Genomic DNA, 17,358 nt, shown 5'->3' on the forward strand with positions numbered 1-17,358 from the left:
CAGGTCAGGGGTGAGAGGGCCGAACGAGATCCCCGAGCGACGGATTGCTCACTGTGAGTGCCGATGGACCGGCCCCCTCGAACGAAGGCTGTGTCGTGTCCACACGTGTTGATCCAGGTCTGACGGCCGTCGCACGCGTCCGCGGTGTGCAGGAGCAGGCGAGCCTGCTCTCCTTCCAGCACGCGCTGGTCGAACAGCGCGATCGCGAGGAGCGGCTGGCCCAGCTGCACGCCCAGCTTCGGGCCGCGGCGGCCCTGGAGGCTGAGATCCTCGGCTCCGGCGCCCCCGGCGCACTCCTGACCCTGCGGATGACGCTCGGCCAGCTCAACACCTCCCTCGGCGACGCCCAGGCGGCGGTGGCCACGGCCGAGGCGCAGACCGATCGCGCTCGCGCCCGCTGGGAGCACGACAAGAGCGAGCTCTCCGCCGTCGAGCAGCTCCTCGAGCGTCGTGCCGCGGAGCGTCGGGTCGAGGCCGACCGCAAGGCCGCCCGCGAGGCCGACGACCTCGCCGCCCAGGCCTGGATGCGCAACCGCGCCGAGAGCGCGGCCGGCGCATGAGCATCGCGAGCGTCACCGACCGGATCCAGGCGATCCAGAGCCAGATCCAGTCCCTGGCCGGCACGAGCATGACCGACGCCGCCTCGGCCGCTGCGTTCGGCAGCGAGCTCACCGCAGCCAGTACGTCGTCACTCGGCCGTCTCAGCACCACGACCGGCACCGCGGCGGACATCAGCGACGTCCAGCAGCGCGTGATCGCTGCCGCCGAGTCGGCGTTGGGCAAGGCCTACGTGTGGGGCGGGAACTCGCTGGCCACCGGGGTGGACTGCTCCGGCCTGGTCCAGCAGGCGTTCAAGACCGTCGGGATCGACCTGCCGCGACTCTCCGCCGACCAGGCCCGCAGCGGCACCGCGGTCTCCTCCCTGGCCGAGGCTCGTCCCGGTGACCTGCTCGCCTGGGACAACTCCAGCCGCAACAACGGTGCCGACCACATCGCCATCTACCTCGGCAACGGGAAGATGATCGAGGCGCCCCGCACCGGGCTCAACGTCCGGATCGTCGACGTGCCCTCGACCCCCGACTACATCCGTCGGGTGATCGACCAGTCCACCGTCACGGGATCCAGCTCCCGCACGACCGGGGCCAGCGTGACCGCGGCCCTGGCCGCCCTCAACGGCTCCGACGCCGTGGCCACCTCCCGCTCCGCCTACGACCTGCAGGCACTCTTCTCCGGAGGGAACCGATGACCGTCCTCCCCACCCTGACCCTGCCGCCCGCCCCCGGCGGCAGCACCGGCCCGAGCACGTCCTCGTCGCGGCCCTCCCGCGTCAAGCACGAGCGGACCGAGGCCCCGGACACCGCCACCGACCGCGCCGACCGACGCGAGGACCGGCGCGAGGACGGGCCGGCCGACTTCGTCGCCGAGCTCGAGGCTGCGCTGGCCGGTGCTCCTCAGACCACTCCCCCCGCGGCCGATGGAACCTCCGACCCGTCCTCGCAGACGTTGGGCGACGGGTCGGCACTGGTGGCGGCGATCCCGCCCGCCCTCCCGGGCAGCACGGTCAACCCCCTCTTCTCCGCGCTGCCCGGGATGGCCGGTGTCAGCGGGACCGAGGGCGCGATCGGCGCCACGCCCGCCGGCACCACCTCCCCCGCCGCCATCGACGTGAGCACCGTCGGAACCACCCTCGGCACCACCCTCGGCACCGGTCCGCTGCCGGGCGCGGCCGAGGGCGTCGTACCGGGGAAGGCGGAGCCCACCGGTCTCGCGAGCTTCACGGTCCAGACCGCCGACCCGAGCACCACCCCGCTCGCCGGCGCGACCACCCCCGACGCCGGACAGGCCGGCACGCCCGCCTCCGCCAGCACCCCGATCGGTGGCCAGCCCGGCAGCCAGACCGGCACGCAGACGGGCACCCAGACCGGCCAGCAGAGCAACGGCCAGTCCGGCACCACCGGCGAGGACCTCCGCTCCGCGACCCTCGCCGCCGCCGCGGACGTCAGCCAGGCGAGCGACCCGAGCGCCACGATGCCGACCCTCGCCGCCGGAGCGACCGCCCCGGCCACCGTCACGAGCACCACCGCCGCGAGCAGCACCACCACGGCCGCCTCGGTGACGGGTCAGACCTTCCCGGAGATCACCCGGCTCGCGCAGAGCGCGGGCCCGGGCACGCACCGGATCGCGATCGTGCTCAACCCGGAGAACCTCGGCGAGGTGAAGGTGACGATGATCGCCCGGGCCGGCAGCCTGCAGGTGCACCTGAGCGCCGACAACCCCACTGCCCGGGCGGCCCTGGCCTCGGGCACCGGCGAGCTGCACAAGATGCTCGAGCTCACCGCCGGCGCCGACACCCGGATCGTGGTGCGCGAGGCCGGCTCCTCGAACCCGTCGAACACCGACTCCGACGGCGGCAACCGCCCGTTCGCCTCCCTCGCCGAGCAGCAGGGCCAGCAGCAGAACCAGGCCCGCCAGCACGCGAGCCAGCAGGGCTCCCGCCCCGAGAACCCGTACGGCGCCTCGCCGGCCGGTTCGCCCCGCACTGCTGCGCCTCTCGACGGAGGCGCACCGATCCGTCCCACCACGACGCCCGCCGGTCGGCTCGACCGGCTGATGTGAGGAGTAGACAGTGACCGTCTCCAGCACCGAAGGCATCTCGAATGCCTGGACCGCCCTCGGCGCGGCCGACAGCTCGGCCTCGACCCAGGACCACGACATGTTCCTCCAGCTCCTGGTCGCGCAGCTGAAGTACCAGGACCCGATGAACCCGACCGACTCGACCGAGTTCATGAGCCAGAACGCGCAGTTCACCTCGCTGGAGAAGATGCAGAACGTCGCCGACTCGATGGCGGAGCTGCTCAACGCCCAGATGACGTTCGGTGCTGCCGGGATGATCGGCAAGCAGGTCACCTACGCCGACTCCACCGGTGGTCTCCACACCGGCACCGCGACCGGCGCGAACTTCTCCGCCACCGGCCCCTCCCTGACCGTCGACGGCGAGACCGTCCCGGTCTCGATGGTCGTCTCCGTCAACAGCGCAGGCACCAGCGCGGGCAGCAGCACCGGCGATGCGAGCAGCACCGCCGACGCGAGCTGACCCACCCCGACATTCCGACCACCCGACAGCCCGACAGATCACCAGGAGTCATCAGATGCTTCGTTCCCTCTTCGCCGGTATCTCCGGCCTCCGGGTCAACCAGACCATGCTCGACGTCACCGGCAACAACATCGCCAACGCGAACACCACCGGCTTCAAGGCCTCCACGACGGTCTTCCAGGACACCCTGTCCCAGATGCTGACCGCCGGTGGCGTGCCGACCGCCCAGACCGGTGGTACCAACCCGATCCAGATCGGTCTCGGCGTCCAGCTCGCCGCCACCAGCGGCAACTTCACCCAGGGCTCCAACCAGACCACCGGTCGCCCGACCGACATGATGGTCAGCGGCGACGGCTTCTTCATCCTCGGCTCCGGCGGCAACGGCCCCACTCAGCCGAACCAGGTCTACACCCGCGCCGGCGCGTTCTCCTGGGACTCGATGGGCAACCTGGTCGCCCCCGACGGCAAGTTCGTGATGGGCCTCTCGGCCGACCCGACCGCCTACACCTACAGCCAGGACCCGTCGACCGGCGCCAACATCGCGACCGCCACGTTCCCGGCTGGTCCTCCGGCGACCAACCTGACCACCCTGACCCAGATCAAGACGGTCACCGTCGGCGTGGGCGACCTCGACGGCACCAACCCGGTGACGGCGTACACCGCCACCCTGTCGTCCTACGAGATCGGCTCCGACGGTGTCATCCGCGGCACCTACGACGACGGCATCAAGCGCGACATGGGCCGGGTCGAGCTCGCCACGTTCACCAACCCGCAGGGTCTGAACAAGGTCGGCGACACCCAGTTCGCGGCCGCGGCCAACTCGGGTGCCCCCGACGTCAACGACGCCGGGTCGACCGGCCACGGCAAGCTCAACGTCGGCAGCCTCGAGATGTCCAACGTCGACCTCGCCCAGGAGTTCACCAACCTGATCCTCGCTCAGCGCGGCTTCGAGGCCTCCTCCAAGGTCATCACCACCTCCGACCAGGTCCTCGAGGGCCTGATCAACATGAAGCGCTGATCGGTAGCGACGTCCTCCCAGCGTCGCCGCACAACAGGGGCCTTCCGGCGACGGAAGGCCCCTGTTGCACGTTCTCCCTCAGAAGTCGCCACGCCACGCCGAACTGTGTTGTACGCGGCCATGGACGGCCGCACCTCGGAATGAACGCACAAGGACGGTGCTCTCATGATCACGCTCACCCGGCTCTCTGGATCTCAATTCCTGTTGAACGCCGACCTCATCGAGCGGGTCGACAGCACCCCTGACACCGTCATCACCCTCGTGGACGGCAAGAAGTACGTCGTCGCCGAACCGATGGGTGCGGTCCTGGACGCCGTGGTCGCCTACCGCGGCGAGATCGTCGCTCTCGGCTCCCTCCTCGACGCGGCCCACGCCCAGGTCCAGGCCCTCCACGCGGCGACGCCTGCACCGCGTCGCGGGGCGGAAGGGAAGCTGGCTTCGGTCGCCTCCCACCCCGCGACGCGGCGTTCTTCCGACACTGAGCGCACCGGAGGAGACAGCTGATGAAGGATCCAGCCGCCGCGCTCGGGATCGGGCTCGCCTTCGTCGTCATCATCGTGGCGAACATCCTCGAGGGCGGTCACCCGACCTCGCTGCTGCTGTTCCCCCCGATGCTGCTGGTCATCGGCACCACGGTGCTGGTCAGCATGGCCGGCGGGACGATGGCCGACGCCAAGGCGATCGTGCCGTCGCTCAAGAAGGCGTTCACCGCCAACGCGACCCCCGCCTCCGACCTGGTGCCCACCGTCGTCTCGCTCGCCGAGAAGGCCCGTCGCGAAGGGCTCCTCGCCCTCGAGGACGGACTGCGCGAGGTGGAGGACCCGTTCCTGGTCAAGGGCGTCACGATGGCCATCGACGGCACCGACCCCGAGGAGCTGCGCGACATCCTCGAGTCCGAGGTCGAGGCCAAGCGAGCGGCCGACAAGCAGGCCGCGAAGTTCTTCTCCGACGCGGGCGCCTACTCCCCGACCATCGGGATCATCGGGACCGTGATGGGCCTCGTGCACGTCCTGGAGAACCTCTCCACCCCCGAGACCCTCGGCCCCCTGATCGCCTCCGCCTTCGTCGCCACCCTGTGGGGCGTGATGATGGCCAACATCGTCTGGTTCCCGCTGGGCCACCGGATCAAGCGCGTCGGCCAGCTCGAGGCAGCCCGGATGGAGCTCACCATCGAGGGCGTCGCCGCCATCCAGGCCGGCTCCAACCCGCGCCTGGTCGCCGAGAAGCTCAAGTCGCTGCTGCCTGCCACCAAGCAGGACCCCGAGGCGGCCTGACCATGTCCACCTCCACCCGGTCGCGACGGCGTCGGGGCCACGCCGAGGAAGAGCACGAGGAGGGCTCCGAGCGCTGGCTCGTGACGTACGCCGACATGGTGACCCTGCTGATGGTGCTCTTCATCATCATGTTCGCGATGTCGACGGTGGACACCCGCAAGTACCAGGCCCTCAAGAACGGCCTGGCCAACGGCTTCGGGCACAGCATCAACATCCTCAACGGTGCCAACCCGCAGAACGACGACGCCGGCGCTGTCCAGCAGGACTCGACCCCGTTCGGCTCGATGATGGCGAACCTGACCCCCTCGGAGCGCTCCGCCGTCGAGCGCGAGCTGACCCTGCAGAACGTCAACGAGACCGGTCGCGCCAACGCGGCCGCCCAGGCCGAGGTGGACCACCTCACCGAGGTCTGGGCTCACATCAAGAGCGCGCTGTCGAAGAAGGGGCTGAGCGACGACGTCCAGGCCCAGATCGACGAGCGCGGCCTGGTCGTCTCGCTGGTCTCCCGGCACGTCGTGTTCGAGCCCAACCTGGCCACGCTGACCGCACGCGGCCGGACGATCCTGGCCACCGTCGCCCCGATCCTGGCCGGGCTGACCGAGCCGATCGAGATCGACGGCCACACCAACCAGGTCAAGGTGAAGCCGAAGTACTTCCCGACCGACTGGGAGCTCAGCACGGCCCGCGCGATCACGGCCCTGCGCTTCCTCAACGAGCAGCACCACGTCCCGACCGGGCGGCTCAGCGCCACCGGTTTCGGCCACACCAAGCCGCTGATCGACCCGAAGATCGACGGCTCCCAGAACCTCAACAAGCGGGTCGACGTCATCGTCCTCTCCCAGGCACCTGCCGAGACCCGCGCCCGCTTCAACCTCGTCCAGAACTCGCTCAAGCCCGCCTCTTCGACCAGCCACACGGGAGCCACGCCATGACCGTCACCGCCATGCCGCCGAAGGGCGACGCCGAAGCCCCGGCCAAGCGCAAGCCGGTCAAGCTGATCGCCTTCGTCCTCGTCCTCGCCGTCGCTGCCGGCGCCGGCTGGTTCCTCGTGCTCAAGCCCAAGGAGACCGGTCCCAAGGCGCCGGTCCCCGGCGAGGTGGTCAAGCTCGACTCCCTCCAGATCAACCTGGCCGACGGGCACTACCTCCGTGCCGGCATCGCCCTGCAGCTGACCACCGACGCGCACGCCGAGGAGTTCGACGGCTCGAAGGCCCTCGACGCCGAGATCGAGACCTTCAGCGGCCTGTCGATGTCGCAGGTGATGGCCAAGGGCGCCCGCGAGGAGCTCAAGCAGCACCTCATGATCGCGCTCAAGGAGGCCTACGAGGGCCACGTGATGGACGTCTACTACACCGAGTTCGTCACCCAGTAGGACTCGAGGAGGACCGGGCGGGACCTAAGGCTCACGGACCTAAGGCTCACGGACCTAGGACTCAATCGAGCCAACTCCTCAGAACCCCGTGAGGGACGCCGATCAGGTCGGCGTGAACACCACAGTGCCGTCAAAGGGGCGTCGTCGGGGACGCTCGGCCGAGCCGGTTCCGTACGACTTCCGGCGGCCGATCCAGCTGTCCCGTGAGCACTCCCGCACGCTCCAGCTCGCCTTCGACGGCTTCGCCCGCCAGGCGAGCACCGTGTTCACCTCCTCCATGCGGACGGTCTGCTCGGTGACCCTGCTCGACATCCAGCAGCGCACCTACGCCGAGTACGTCGACTCGCTGGACAGCCAGACGTACATGACCCTCTTCTCGGCCGACCCGATCCCGGGCGTCTGCATGCTCGAGATCCCGATGTTCGCGGTCTTCTCCTGCATCGACCACATGCTCGGCGGCCCCGGGTCCCCCGACCAGCCGGACCGGCCGCTCACCGAGATCGAGTCCAACGTCGCTCGCGGGCTGATCGAGCGACTGCTCGGCGAGATGCAGTACTACTTCAACTCGATCGTCGCGATCGAGCCCGAGCTGCTCCGGGTCGAGTACAACCCCCAGTTCGCCCAGGTCGCGGCCACCGCCGACGTGATGGTGGTGTTCAGCTTCGAGCTCAAGATCAACGACCGTGAGCACCGGATGACGGTGTGCCTGCCGTTCTCCGGACTCGGCTCCCACCTGGCCCAGGCCGCCCAGCCCGGCCCCGTCTCCGACCGTGAGCGCGCCCAGCGTGCGGCCGCATCGCAGACGCTGCAGACCCAGTTCAACCGGGTCCCCGTGCAGGTCTCGGTCCGGTTCCGCTCGACGAACCTCGGACCGCGCGAGATCAGCTCGCTGCGCCCCGGCGACGTGCTCCGCCTGGACCACCTGGCCACCTCTCCGCTCGAGGTGACCGTGGCCGGGAACACGTTCGCCCACGCCACCCCCGGCGCCCGCGGCCAGAAGCTCGCCGCGCTGATCGTCGACACACCCCGCGACCCGAACGCGCCCACCTGATCCTGGGGCACCGACCCCGCCCCACCCCGTCTTCGTCCAGCGACGCTCACCCCAAGGAGACCCCCCATGAGCGAGTTCCCCACCGACTTCGCCGCCGGCGCGGCCGAGGCCCGCGCCGCGGCAGCAGCCGAAGCCGCAGCCGCGGTCCTTCCGGCCGTCGAACCGTTGACCGTCGGCCCGACCCAGCCGGGCAACCCGCACGTCACCGCCGCCTTCGCCGGCGGCGCGATCGCTGACCTGGATGCTCCGGTCCCCGGCCGGATCGCGGTCCTGGTCGGCGCCGAGCTGGTCAACGCGCTGGCCTCGAGCCCGCTCGGCGGCCTCGACCTGCACGCCGCCGTCACCCCCGCGCTGGAGGCGATCGCCGCCCAGCTCGGCACCCGCGCCCGCGGCGCCCGCACCGTCGACCTGGACACGATCCTGACCGAGCTGGTCGGAGGTGCCGGCGGTGCCTTCACCACGGTGCCGCTGATCGGGATCGGGATCGACGCCGCGATCCTGATCGGCGACGAGGCGCTCGCCGGCGCCCGTGAGCCGATCGCCGAGCAGGACATGCCGGAGATGCCGGAGGTCGTCGAGCAGATCGTCGACGCTCCGCTCGCCGCCTCGCCCGCCGCTTCACCCGCTGCCGCACCGGCCCCGGCCAACGCGCCCCTGGCGGATCTGTCGGCACCGCTCGCCGGAGCCCTCGGTGCCGCGGGCATGGCCGCGGCGGCGTACGCCGGAACCGTCCCGGGCCAGCGCGGCCTCGAGATGCTGCACGGCGTCGACATGGAGGTGACCGTCGAGCTGGGCCGGACCCGGATGACGGTGCGCGACCTGCTCGCCCTCTCCCCCGGTGCCGTCCTCGAGCTCGACCGCGCGGCCGGGAGCCCGGCCGACCTGCTGGTCAACGGCCGCCTGATCGCACGCGGCGAGGTCGTCGTGGTCGACGAGGACTTCGGTCTGCGCGTCACCGAGATCCTCGACGACACAGCGCAGCTCGGGGCGGTCTGACCCATGTTCGGCTCCTCCAGCGAGGGAGCCAGCATGGTGGGCTTGGCGATCAGGTTGATCTTCTCCCTGGCGCTGGTCCTCGGTCTGCTCCTGCTCATCTCCCGTGTGGCCAACCGCCGGTTCAAGGGGCGCTCCGGCGCCCCGATCCAGGTCGTTCACCGCCAGCACCTCACCCGCAACACCCAGGTCGCCGTCGTCACGGTCGGCACCCGGGTGCTCGTCCTCGGCACCACCGACCAGCACGTCACCCTGCTGACCGAGGTGGAACCCGACGAGGTCGGCCTCGACATGGACGACCTCGAGGCGGCCCTCGAACCGCACGACCCCTCCGGTACGACGCCCGCGGCCGCGGTCGCCAAGATGCCGGTCCCGTTCAAGCCCGGCGGTCTGAACGGTTCGATCCTGTCCCCGCAGACGTGGCGGCAGACGTGGGAGCAGGTCCGCCCCCGGACCGCCGGCGCGCCCACCGACGCCCCCGCCGACGCGCAGGCCCAGGTCGACTCCGACCTCGACTCGAAGGCCTCCTGATGGGCCCGATCACCTCCCGCGCCTTCCTCGTGGCGACGGGAGCGGTGACGCTCGTCGTCGCACCGGGCGCCTTCCTGAGCTCCGCGCTGGCCGCGCCGGACGGCCCCAACGGTCCGTCGGACCCGACGGGGCCCACGGTCCAGGTCAACCTCGACGGGCTGACCGACAAGCCCAGCAACTCCCTGATCACGATCCTGGCGCTGACCCTGCTCTCGGTCGCGCCGGCGCTGCTGCTGACCTGCACCAGCTTCACCAAGATCCTGGTCGTGCTCAGCCTGACCCGGAACGCGCTCGGTCTGCAGACCACGCCGCCCAACCAGGTGCTGGCCGGACTGGCGCTGTTCCTCAGCCTGTTCGTGATGGCCCCGGTGGTGTCGTCGGTCAACGATGCGGCGATCCAGCCCTACCTGAACGGGGACGTGACGCTCTCCCAGGCGTGGCACGACGGCATCGAGCCGGTCAAGGAGTTCATGCTCGAGAACACCGACGACGACGAGCTCAAGCTGCTCACCTCGGTCGCCGACCGGGAGCTGCCCAAGAGCCGCGAGGACGTCCCGCTGACCACCCTGGTCCCGGCGTTCATCCTGTCCGAGCTCAAGGACGCGTTCCTGATCGGGTTCATCATCTTCATCCCGTTCCTGGTGATCGACGTGGTCGTCTCCGGGGCGCTGATGGCGCTGGGCATGATGATGATGCCCCCGGTGATGGTGTCGCTCCCGTTCAAGCTGCTGCTCTTCGTGCTGGTCAGCGGCTGGGGGCTGATCATCAGAGCCGTCGTGGGGAGCTATTGATGATCGCGCCGCTGGAAGTCACCGACACCGCGATCATCGAGCTCGCGCTCAAGACCATGCTCGTCGCGGCCAAGCTGTCGGCCCCGTTCCTGGTGACCTCGCTCGTCATCGGCTTCACCATCTCGCTGTTCCAGTCGATGACCCAGATCCAGGAGCCGACGCTCTCCTTCGTCCCGAAGGTGATCGGAGTCGCGATCGCGATGCTCTTCTGCGGCAACTGGATGCTGCACACGATGATCAGCTTCACGGTGAACCTCTTCGAGTCCATCCCGTCGCTGCTCGCCTGAGTCATGATCGCCGCGCTCCCGACCGAGCTGAACGCCAACGTCACCATCAACGGTGCCCAGTTGACGGCGTTCCTGCTCGCCACGGTGCGGATCATCGCCTGGCTCTTCGTCGCGCCGCCGTTCAACAGCCGGTCGGTCCCGACCATGGTCAAGGTGGTGATGTCGCTCGCGCTGGCGCTGGTCGTCACCGGTGACCTGGTCGACGACCGGCTCCCGACCACCACCCCGCAGCTGATCCTGGCGGTGCTCACCCAGGTCCTGATCGGGCTGGCGCTGGGCTTCGTGGTGCAGCTGCTGTTCACCTCGATCAGCATGGCCGGCAGCCTGGTCGACACCTTCGGGCAGTTCCAGATGGTCGCCGCCTACGACCCGATGTCGATGAACACGAACTCGGTCTTCGGCCGCTTCTACCAGTGGATCGGCCTGGCGCTGCTGCTCGTCACGGGCGCCCACCTGCTGATCATCGGCGGCCTGCTCAAGACGTTCGAGTTCCTGCCCCTGGACGGCACCCCGGACTTCACCAACTGGCAGGCCATCATGCTGACGGCCTTCCGGGTGCTGACCGTCACCAGCCTCCAGATCGCGCTGCCCCTGATCGCTGTCTTCTTCATCGCCGACCTCGCTCTGGCGCTGCTCACCAAGGTCGCCCCCGCCCTCAACGCGATGAGCATCATGTTCCCGGCCAAGATCGGCCTCACCCTGATCCTGGTCGGCGCCAGCTTCCCGATGCTGCCCGCCGTGGTCCGCAAGCTCACCGACCTCACCCTGCAGGCGATGTCCGCGATGTCGGGGGTGAGCTGATGGCCGCCTCCGGTGAGGACAAGACAGAGAAGCCGACAGCCAAGAAGAGGGCGAAGGCGCGCAGCGAGGGACAGGTCGCGCGCACCCCCGAGTTCGGGTCGTGGCTCTCCCTCTTCGTGGTCGGCCTGGTCCTCGCCCCGCTGCTCAGCCGCGAGTTCGAGGCCCTGCACGACCTGATGACGGCCAGCCTGCGCAGCATCGAGGACCCCACGGTCCCGAAGGCGCTGGAGCTGCTCCGGATGGGGTTCACCCACGCGTTCTGGGCCGTGGTGATCCTGGCCAGCACGATCGCGCTGGTCAGCTTCGTCGCGGCGGTCTCCCAGGGCGGCTTCGTGATGGCGCCCAAGAAGCTCCAACCCAAGTTCGACAAGCTCAACCCGATCACCGGGATCAAGCAGCTCCTCGGCCCGCAGACCTGGTGGCAGGGCGCCAAGATGCTGCTCAAGTCGCTCGTCGTCGGCTTCATCGCCTGGCGCGCGATCCGCGGGATCATGCCGCTGGTGGGCGGCTTCGTCCCGATGGACGCCGTGCTCGACGTGGTGCACGACAGCGCGTTCTCGCTGATCCGGACGATCTCGATCGTCGGGCTGGCCTTCGCCGCGGTCGACTACCTGATCACGAAGCGTCGCCACAACAAGCAGCTGATGATGACCAAGTCCGAGGTCAAGCAGGAGCACAAGCAGGCCGAAGGCGATCCGCTGGTCAAGAGCGCGATCCGTGCCCGCCAGCGCCAGGCCGCCCGGCAGCGGATGATCGCCGACGTCGCCCAGGCCGACGTGCTGCTGGTCAACCCGACCCACGTCGCGATCGCCCTGCGCTACGCCCCCGAGGAGGGTGCACCCCGGGTGGTCGCCCGCGGGGCGGGCGCGATCGCGGCGAAGATCCGGCTCGAGGCGGCGAAGAACCGGGTGCCGCTGGTCCAGGACGTCCCCCTCGCCCGTGCGCTGTACCGCTCCTGCACGGTGGGCCAGGAGATCCCCCGCGAGCTGTGGGGTGCCGTCGCGCAGGTGCTCGCCTTCGTGATCGGGCGTCGCAATCTCGGCCAGCACGGCGGGGAGCACCGTTCGCCGCGCACCGACCGGCACCTGCCGCTGCCCGAGGTGCTGCCTCCCGGGCGCCGTCGGCCGTCCACCCAGGAACATCTCGCCTGACACTTCGGCGGGGTCCTCAGATCGCTCACCGCGTTGCCGATGAAAGCACCCGGAGACCAGGGATGGTGGACCAGTGTTCGGCAGCGCCAGGGACGGCACTGATGCAGTGACCTCGAGATAGGCCCGTCCGTGAAGCACCTCTCCAAGCTCGGCGTTCCCGTCGGCATCGTCGCCATCGTGGTGATGCTGGTCGTGCCGCTGCCGGCCTTCACCCTCGACATGCTGATCGCGTTCAACATCACCGGCGCGCTGCTGATCCTGCTGACCGCAATGTTCGTCCAGCGGCCGCTCGACTTCGCGTCGTTCCCGTCGGTACTGCTGGTGATGACCCTCTTCCGGCTCGCGCTCAACGTCAGCGCCACCCGCCTCGTGCTGCTCGACGGCTATGCGGGCAAGGTGATCGACACCTTCGGCCACTTCGTCGTCGGTGGCTCCCTGATCGTCGGTCTGATCGTCTTCATCATCCTGTTGATCATCCAGTTCGTGGTCATCACCAACGGTGCCGGCCGCGTCGCCGAGGTCGGCGCCCGGTTCACCCTCGACGCGATGCCCGGCAAGCAGATGGCGATCGACGCCGACCTCAACTCCGGCCTGATCGACGAGGACCAGGCTCGCCAGCGCCGTGCCGACGTGCACGCCGAGGCCGACTTCTACGGCGCGATGGACGGTGCCTCGAAGTTCGTCAAGGGTGACGCGATCGCCGCCATCTGCATCACGGTGGTCAACCTGCTCGGCGGGTTCGCGATCGGCGTGGTCCAGAACGGGATGTCGTTCTCCGAGGCGATCACGCACTACTCCCTGCTCAGCATCGGGGACGGCCTGGTCTCCCAGATCCCGGCGCTGCTGCTCAGCGTCGCCACCGGCCTCATCGTCACCCGGTCGGTCAGCGACGACGACATGGGCTCGGACATCATGGCGCAGATCGGCAGCCGCAAGGCGCCGCTGCGCATCGCCGGTTTCGCCGCGCTCGCGCTCTGCATCATCCCCGGCATGCCCAAGATCCCGTTCCTGCTGACCGGCGGCCTGCTGCTGGTCTTCGCCGCCCGGATCGTGGCCGAGAAGCCCGCCGCCGTGCTCGCCCTGGCCAACGAGGCCGAGTCCGCCGCCGCTGCCGCCGCGCACAACGACTCCCCCGAAGCGCTGGCCAGCGAGATCCTCGTCGATCCGCTCGGCCTGGAGCTGGCCGCCGACATCATCGACCTGGTCGACGCCACCACGGGCGGCGACCTGCTCGACCGGGTCAAGGCCCTGCGCCGCAAGACCGCCGGCGAGCTGGGCATCGTGATCCCGCCGGTCCGCACCCGCGACAACCTGGAGCTGCCCGGGTCGACGTACGCGATCACGCTGTTCGGGGTGGAGGTCGCCCGCGGGACGGCGCCCCGCGACACCGTGCTGGCGATCGGGGACACCCTCGGTTCCCTGCCCGGTACGGCGACCCGCGAGCCGGTCTTCGGGTTGGAGGCCAAGTGGATCCCGCTCGAGATGCGGCACCAGGCCGAGATCACCGGGGCGACGGTCGTCGACCGGGCCTCCGTGATCACCACGCACCTGTCCGAGGTGGTCACCAAGCACGCCGGCCGCCTGCTCGGCCGTGAGGACGTCCGCCTGCTCACCGACGTGGTCAAGCGCACCCACCCGGTCGTCATCGAGGAGCTCACCCCGGTGCAGCTCTCCCTCGGCGAGATCCAACGGGTGCTGCGCGGCCTCCTCGACGAAGGCGTCTCGGTGCGGGACCTGGTCCGGATCTTCGAGGCCCTGTCGCTGCGTGCTCCGGTCAGCAAGGACATCGACGGCCTCGTCGACTCCGCCCGGATGGCGTTGGGCCCGGCCCTGGTCGCGCCCTACCTGTCCGACGGGACGGTCTCGGCGATCAGCTTCGACCCGATGCTGGAGCAGAGCATGTTCGAGTCGCTGCGCACCACCGAGATCGGTGCGGTGCTCACCCTGTCCCCCGAGCTCGCCCAGAACATCCTGGTCGCGCTCAACAACTTCGCCACCACGGCGGAGAACACCGGCGCCCGGCCGATCCTGGTCTGCGCACCGCAGCTGCGGTTCGCCGTACGACGCCTGATCGAGCCGGCCCTCGAGACCCTCCCTGTCCTGTCCTACTCCGAGATCACCGGCGCGACGTCGGTGCGCTCGGTCGGCATCGTCACCGGCCAGCCGGTTGAGGACGCCCTTCGTCCGACCTTGGCGGTGACCGCATGAGCGCAGCACTCTCCCTGCTCGAGGAGGATCCCTTCGGGGAGCCTCGCCTGACCGTGGTGCCCGACCTGGCACCACCCACGTCCGTGGCATCGGTTGAGACGGCGCCCTCGCCGTCTCCGGCCACCCCGGCTCGGACCGCGTGGCAACCGATCACCGTGCTGCCCGGCCTGGTGCTGGCCACCGTTTTCGCCTCCCCCGCCCTGGTCCAAGGACTGGTGCGTCACCAGATCACGCTGAGCACCATGCTCGGGCGTTGGGGTCTGGTCGCACTCGGCTGCTGCTTGATCGGCGAAGGCGTGCGGCGCTACTTCCTCCGGGCGGAGGCCGCAGGCGCCGCTGCTACCGCAGAGGAGCCGGTGGCACCGTCGGCAGCTGCGGATCCTCTGGACCCACTCGAGGGCTTCCCCGACGGGCTGTGACCGTGGAGAGCACCTCCTGAGCAGCTGCGGGGTCGGTCGCGGGTGGGATCACCGTGATCCGGCGGCGCTCACCGTTCGCGAGGGTCAGGACCAGCTCGTGAGTGTCGTCGCGGGGGAAGCTCCCCACCTTCACGCGGCGGCCGGGCACGTCGACCGACCGGGGACGGTCGTCCCAGTCCGGCGGTGAGTACAGCACGCGATGGATCCGGCCACGCTCCGGGGGCCAGGAGGCGAACAGCTGACCGAGCTGTTCGGAGAGCGACCGGTTCTCCGGCCACCACGCACCCTCGGGAAGAGAACGATCCGGGGGCGTGTGATCGGCTTCGGGCCGAAGGGCGACGCGGGGGGACGGGATTCGAGCGGCCATGGCGGCCACCACCTCAGATGTCGCCGCTGTCGTCGGGGTCGATTCCCACCGGGCTCGATGGGGAAGGGTGCGGACCCGACGCTTGCGGTCCTGGTGCCAGCCTACGTCGCACCTCCTGAGGTCACGGGTGCACGAGTACGGTTCATCAGGTGACTGCAGACGCGGGTCCCGCCGTGCAGGACCCCGACGAGCTGTGGTGGCGCTCGGCGGTGGTGTACCAGGTCTATCCGCGCAGCTTCGCCGACTCCGACGGCGACGGAATCGGTGACCTGCGTGGGGTGATCACCCACCTGGACCACATCGCGGACCTCGGGGTCGACGTCGTCTGGCTCTCTCCGGTCTTCCCGTCGCCGCAGGCCGACAACGGCTACGACATCAGCGACTACCAGGGCATCGATCCGCTCTTCGGCACCTTGGCCGACCTCGACACCCTGATCGCCGCGGTGCACGAGCGGGGCATGCGGCTGATCCTCGACCTGGTGGTGAACCACACCTCGGAGGAGCATCCGTGGTTCCTCGAGTCGCGGCGTGGTCGGCACGGAGCCAAAGCCGACTGGTACTTCTGGCGCGACCCCCGGCCCGGCACCGTGCCCGGTCAACCGGGAGCCGAACCGAACAACTGGGGCGCGGTCTTCGGCGGCCCGGCGTGGGAGTGGTCACCCGAGCGGGGTCAGTACTACCTGCACCTCTTCACCCCCCAGCAGCCCGACCTCAACTGGGAGAACCCCGAGGTCCGCGAGGCCGTCTTCGCGATGATGAACTGGTGGCTCGATCGCGGCATCGACGGCTTCCGGATGGACGTCATCAACTTCATCTCGAAGCACCCGGAGCTACCCGACGGGCCGCTCACCCCCAGCGGGTACGGCGACGGGATGCCGTACTTCTCCTACGGCCCGCGCATCCACGCCTATCTCGCGGAGATGCGTCAGCGGGTCTTCGCGCCGCGGCCCGGCGCCTACCTGACGGTGGGCGAGATGCCCGGGGTGACACCGCAGCAGGCGCGCGCCTTCACCGACGCCCAGCACGGACAGCTGGACATGGTCTTCCAGTTCGAGCACGTCTCGCTCGACCACGACGGTGACAAGTGGACGCCGAAGCCGATCCGGGTCGACGACCTGCGCGAGACCCTCAGCCGCTGGCAGGTCGAGCTGGGCGACACGGGATGGAACAGCCTGTACTGGAACAACCACGACCAGCCCCGCGTGGTCTCCCGGTACGGCGACGACACCCGGTACTGGTTCGAGTCGGCGACAGCGCTGGCGATCGTGCTGCACCTGCACCGAGGGACGCCGTACATCTACCAGGGCGAGGAACTCGGGATGACCAACGGAGTCTTCGCCGACATCGCCGACTTTCGCGACGTCGAGTCGCTGCGGTACTACGCCCATCGCGTCGGACCGGCCGGAGGGGATCCCGCTGAGGCGTTGGCGCTGCTGCGTCGCGTCAGCCGAGACAACGCCCGCACGCCGATGCAGTGGAACGGCGACCGTGGTGCCGGCTTCACCTCGGGCGCGTCCTGGATCGGCGTCAACCCGAACCACCAGTGGCTCAACGCCGCCCGCCAGCGCCACGACCCGAGGTCGATCTATCACCTCTACCGTCGACTGATCGAGCTCCGGCACACCGAGCCGGTCGTGTCCCGAGGCGACTTCGGCCTGCTGGAGATCGGCAACGAGAGCGTCTACGCGTTCCGCCGCCGGTTCGGGAGCAGGGAGATCAGGGTGGTCGCGAACCTGTCCGGCGAGACCGGCGGCGTCGACCCCTCCGGCCTCGATCCGGCCCGGGTGATCCTCGGCAACTATCCCGCGGAGGATCGCGCGCGCGACCGGTTGGCACCCTGGGAGGCACGGGTCCAGCTCCACGAAGCGTGATTCCTTGGTGCTCCGGCTACCGTGGACAGTGGACTGCCACCGCCGGACAGACACCGTGACACTTCGCAGGGGTCTTCCTCCCGGCCGGGCAGCGAGGCACATCGGAGGCGAGACGATGTCGGAGCCTGAT

General features: G+C 69.7%; 20 protein-coding genes. 19 read left to right on the forward strand and 1 reads right to left on the reverse strand.

Annotated elements, in window-relative coordinates:
* The first annotated feature begins 95 nt into the window (after window positions 1–95).
* The 18 genes from fliJ to ACZ5J1_RS14710 all read left to right on the forward strand — a co-directional run bounded on the left by fliJ (window position 96) and on the right by ACZ5J1_RS14710 (window position 14,990).
* The gene (gene fliJ, locus ACZ5J1_RS14625) at window positions 96–560 is read left to right on the forward strand and encodes a flagellar export protein FliJ (protein ID WP_464560046.1); all 465 of its coding nucleotides are present in this window, start codon (window positions 96–98) and stop codon (window positions 558–560) included.
* Window positions 557–1,246: a C40 family peptidase gene (locus tag ACZ5J1_RS14630; RefSeq protein WP_464560048.1), complete on the forward strand. Its 690-nt coding sequence runs from the start codon at window positions 557–559 to the stop codon at window positions 1,244–1,246. The genes fliJ and ACZ5J1_RS14630 overlap by 4 nt, the downstream gene beginning before the upstream one ends.
* Complete coding sequence (locus tag ACZ5J1_RS14635; protein WP_464560050.1) at window positions 1,243–2,616, forward strand: flagellar hook-length control protein FliK; 1,374 nt, start codon at window positions 1,243–1,245, stop codon at window positions 2,614–2,616. The genes ACZ5J1_RS14630 and ACZ5J1_RS14635 overlap by 4 nt, the downstream gene beginning before the upstream one ends.
* A 10-nt stretch (window positions 2,617–2,626) precedes the next feature.
* The gene (locus ACZ5J1_RS14640; RefSeq protein WP_464560052.1) at window positions 2,627–3,094 is read left to right on the forward strand and encodes a flagellar hook assembly protein FlgD; all 468 of its coding nucleotides are present in this window, start codon (window positions 2,627–2,629) and stop codon (window positions 3,092–3,094) included.
* A gap of 55 nt (window positions 3,095–3,149) precedes the next feature.
* Window positions 3,150–4,112 (forward strand): flagellar hook protein FlgE, encoded by a 963-nt coding sequence (locus ACZ5J1_RS14645; RefSeq protein ID WP_464560054.1) that lies wholly within the window; start codon window positions 3,150–3,152, stop codon window positions 4,110–4,112.
* A gap of 165 nt (window positions 4,113–4,277) precedes the next feature.
* Window positions 4,278–4,616 (forward strand): flagellar FlbD family protein, encoded by a 339-nt coding sequence (locus ACZ5J1_RS14650; RefSeq protein WP_464560056.1) that lies wholly within the window; start codon window positions 4,278–4,280, stop codon window positions 4,614–4,616.
* Window positions 4,616–5,386, forward strand: a complete 771-nt coding sequence (locus tag ACZ5J1_RS14655; protein WP_464560058.1) for a motility protein A — start codon at window positions 4,616–4,618, stop codon at window positions 5,384–5,386. The genes ACZ5J1_RS14650 and ACZ5J1_RS14655 overlap by 1 nt, the downstream gene beginning before the upstream one ends.
* A 2-nt stretch (window positions 5,387–5,388) precedes the next feature.
* Window positions 5,389–6,318, forward strand: a complete 930-nt coding sequence (locus tag ACZ5J1_RS14660; RefSeq protein ID WP_464560060.1) for an OmpA/MotB family protein — start codon at window positions 5,389–5,391, stop codon at window positions 6,316–6,318.
* A complete protein-coding gene (locus tag ACZ5J1_RS14665; protein ID WP_464560062.1) occupies window positions 6,315–6,758 on the forward strand; it encodes a flagellar basal body-associated FliL family protein in 444 nt (147 codons plus the stop codon). The genes ACZ5J1_RS14660 and ACZ5J1_RS14665 overlap by 4 nt, the downstream gene beginning before the upstream one ends.
* Window positions 6,759–6,870: 112 nt before the next feature.
* Window positions 6,871–7,809 (forward strand): flagellar motor switch protein FliM, encoded by a 939-nt coding sequence (locus ACZ5J1_RS14670; protein WP_464560064.1) that lies wholly within the window; start codon window positions 6,871–6,873, stop codon window positions 7,807–7,809.
* 66 nt (window positions 7,810–7,875) lie between these two features.
* Entirely contained in the window at window positions 7,876–8,805 is a 930-nt protein-coding gene (gene fliN / locus ACZ5J1_RS14675; RefSeq protein WP_464560066.1) for a flagellar motor switch protein FliN, read from the forward strand.
* 42 nt (window positions 8,806–8,847) lie between these two features.
* Window positions 8,848–9,333, forward strand: a complete 486-nt coding sequence (locus ACZ5J1_RS14680; RefSeq protein ID WP_464560068.1) for a flagellar biosynthetic protein FliO — start codon at window positions 8,848–8,850, stop codon at window positions 9,331–9,333.
* On the forward strand, window positions 9,333–10,124 hold the full coding sequence (gene fliP / locus ACZ5J1_RS14685; protein WP_464560070.1) for a flagellar type III secretion system pore protein FliP: 792 nt from the start codon (window positions 9,333–9,335) through the stop codon (window positions 10,122–10,124). Before ACZ5J1_RS14680 ends, fliP begins: the two co-directional genes overlap by 1 nt.
* Window positions 10,124–10,411: a flagellar biosynthetic protein FliQ gene (locus ACZ5J1_RS14690; RefSeq protein ID WP_464560072.1), complete on the forward strand. Its 288-nt coding sequence runs from the start codon at window positions 10,124–10,126 to the stop codon at window positions 10,409–10,411. The genes fliP and ACZ5J1_RS14690 overlap by 1 nt, the downstream gene beginning before the upstream one ends.
* A 3-nt stretch (window positions 10,412–10,414) precedes the next feature.
* On the forward strand, window positions 10,415–11,212 hold the full coding sequence (locus ACZ5J1_RS14695; protein ID WP_464560074.1) for a flagellar biosynthetic protein FliR: 798 nt from the start codon (window positions 10,415–10,417) through the stop codon (window positions 11,210–11,212).
* Window positions 11,212–12,363 (forward strand): EscU/YscU/HrcU family type III secretion system export apparatus switch protein, encoded by a 1,152-nt coding sequence (locus ACZ5J1_RS14700; RefSeq protein WP_464560076.1) that lies wholly within the window; start codon window positions 11,212–11,214, stop codon window positions 12,361–12,363. Before ACZ5J1_RS14695 ends, ACZ5J1_RS14700 begins: the two co-directional genes overlap by 1 nt.
* A gap of 129 nt (window positions 12,364–12,492) precedes the next feature.
* Window positions 12,493–14,571, forward strand: coding sequence for a flagellar biosynthesis protein FlhA (gene flhA / locus ACZ5J1_RS14705; RefSeq protein WP_464560078.1), 2,079 nt, complete (start codon window positions 12,493–12,495; stop codon window positions 14,569–14,571).
* Window positions 14,568–14,990, forward strand: a complete 423-nt coding sequence (locus ACZ5J1_RS14710) for a hypothetical protein (RefSeq protein WP_464560080.1) — start codon at window positions 14,568–14,570, stop codon at window positions 14,988–14,990. The genes flhA and ACZ5J1_RS14710 overlap by 4 nt, the downstream gene beginning before the upstream one ends.
* Here the strand turns inward: ACZ5J1_RS14710 and ACZ5J1_RS14715 are convergent.
* On the reverse strand, window positions 14,911–15,357 hold the full coding sequence (locus tag ACZ5J1_RS14715) for a DUF5994 family protein (RefSeq protein ID WP_464560082.1): 447 nt from the start codon (window positions 15,355–15,357) through the stop codon (window positions 14,911–14,913). The two genes, ACZ5J1_RS14710 and ACZ5J1_RS14715, sit on opposite strands and share 80 nt — an antisense overlap.
* Before the next feature lie 149 nt (window positions 15,358–15,506).
* On the opposite strand from ACZ5J1_RS14715, the gene ACZ5J1_RS14720 reads away from it, so the two are divergent.
* Window positions 15,507–17,228: an alpha-glucosidase gene (locus tag ACZ5J1_RS14720; protein WP_464560084.1), complete on the forward strand. Its 1,722-nt coding sequence runs from the start codon at window positions 15,507–15,509 to the stop codon at window positions 17,226–17,228.
* Window positions 17,229–17,358 lie beyond the last annotated feature (130 nt).

It is taken from the genome of Nocardioides sp. JCM 18999, assembly GCF_055391175.1.

What these genes read in the sequence shown, in the direction of transcription:
- ACZ5J1_RS14660 (WP_464560060.1), top strand. Translation starts at nt 5,389, where the DNA reads ATGTCCACCTCCACCCGGTCGCGACGGCGTCGGGGCCACGCCGAGGAA.
- ACZ5J1_RS14630 (WP_464560048.1), top strand. Translation starts at nt 557, where the DNA reads ATGAGCATCGCGAGCGTCACCGACCGGATCCAGGCGATCCAGAGCCAG.
- ACZ5J1_RS14700 (WP_464560076.1), top strand. Translation starts at nt 11,212, where the DNA reads ATGGCCGCCTCCGGTGAGGACAAGACAGAGAAGCCGACAGCCAAGAAG.
- fliP (WP_464560070.1), top strand. Translation starts at nt 9,333, where the DNA reads ATGGGCCCGATCACCTCCCGCGCCTTCCTCGTGGCGACGGGAGCGGTG.
- ACZ5J1_RS14650 (WP_464560056.1), top strand. Translation starts at nt 4,278, where the DNA reads ATGATCACGCTCACCCGGCTCTCTGGATCTCAATTCCTGTTGAACGCC.
- ACZ5J1_RS14715 (WP_464560082.1), bottom strand. Translation starts at nt 15,357, where the DNA reads ATGGCCGCTCGAATCCCGTCCCCCCGCGTCGCCCTTCGGCCCGAAGCC.
- ACZ5J1_RS14690 (WP_464560072.1), top strand. Translation starts at nt 10,124, where the DNA reads ATGATCGCGCCGCTGGAAGTCACCGACACCGCGATCATCGAGCTCGCG.
- ACZ5J1_RS14635 (WP_464560050.1), top strand. Translation starts at nt 1,243, where the DNA reads ATGACCGTCCTCCCCACCCTGACCCTGCCGCCCGCCCCCGGCGGCAGC.
- ACZ5J1_RS14710 (WP_464560080.1), top strand. Translation starts at nt 14,568, where the DNA reads ATGAGCGCAGCACTCTCCCTGCTCGAGGAGGATCCCTTCGGGGAGCCT.
- ACZ5J1_RS14695 (WP_464560074.1), top strand. Translation starts at nt 10,415, where the DNA reads ATGATCGCCGCGCTCCCGACCGAGCTGAACGCCAACGTCACCATCAAC.
- fliN (WP_464560066.1), top strand. Translation starts at nt 7,876, where the DNA reads ATGAGCGAGTTCCCCACCGACTTCGCCGCCGGCGCGGCCGAGGCCCGC.
- ACZ5J1_RS14655 (WP_464560058.1), top strand. Translation starts at nt 4,616, where the DNA reads ATGAAGGATCCAGCCGCCGCGCTCGGGATCGGGCTCGCCTTCGTCGTC.
- ACZ5J1_RS14645 (WP_464560054.1), top strand. Translation starts at nt 3,150, where the DNA reads ATGCTTCGTTCCCTCTTCGCCGGTATCTCCGGCCTCCGGGTCAACCAG.
- ACZ5J1_RS14665 (WP_464560062.1), top strand. Translation starts at nt 6,315, where the DNA reads ATGACCGTCACCGCCATGCCGCCGAAGGGCGACGCCGAAGCCCCGGCC.